This window comes from Fructobacillus ficulneus, from assembly GCF_001047075.2.
Classification (GTDB): domain Bacteria; phylum Bacillota; class Bacilli; order Lactobacillales; family Lactobacillaceae; genus Fructobacillus; species Fructobacillus ficulneus.
Genome location: NZ_DF968005.1, coordinates 240,422 through 240,886 on the forward strand (window position 1 = coordinate 240,422; position 465 = coordinate 240,886).

Genomic DNA, 465 nt, shown 5'->3' on the forward strand with positions numbered 1-465 from the left:
AACTTTGCGCGACTTGGGTTATTCAGCCGACTTGGACTTCGCCGGTCGGTCAGTCAAGGCCCAATTTAAGGCCGCTAACCGTCGCCAAGCCCGCTTTGTCATTACCTTAGGGGATGAAGAAGTCCAGACAGGCCAAGTTAAGGTCAAGGACATGCAAACTGGAAACCAGGCCGATTTGAACCTGGGCCAGTTAGACCTTGATTTGCCAGCAGTGATTGAAGCTCTAGTAGCTGAGGAGGAAAAGTAATGAAACGTACTACCTATGCAGGATTAGTTGATGAACAATACGTTGGTCAAACCGTTACATTAGCCGGTTGGGTCCAAAAGCGCCGTAACTTCGGGGACTTGGTCTTCGTTGATTTGCGTGACCGGGAAGGCCTTGTGCAATTGACTTTCTCAGCTGCCCAAGCCGAAGCCTTGGCCGTGGCCCAAAGTGTTCGTAACGAATACGTTTTGGCTATCGAG

2 protein-coding genes are annotated in these 465 nt (G+C 50.5%); both read left to right on the top strand.

The window, feature by feature from the left end:
- Positions 1–247: His/Gly/Thr/Pro-type tRNA ligase C-terminal domain-containing protein (locus AOQ29_RS08180; RefSeq protein ID WP_242977412.1), on the top strand; the 247-nt coding region annotated here is incomplete at its 5' end.
- Positions 247–465: OB-fold nucleic acid binding domain-containing protein (locus AOQ29_RS08185; protein ID WP_242977413.1), on the top strand; the 219-nt coding region annotated here is incomplete at its 3' end. The genes AOQ29_RS08180 and AOQ29_RS08185, both read left to right, overlap by 1 nt.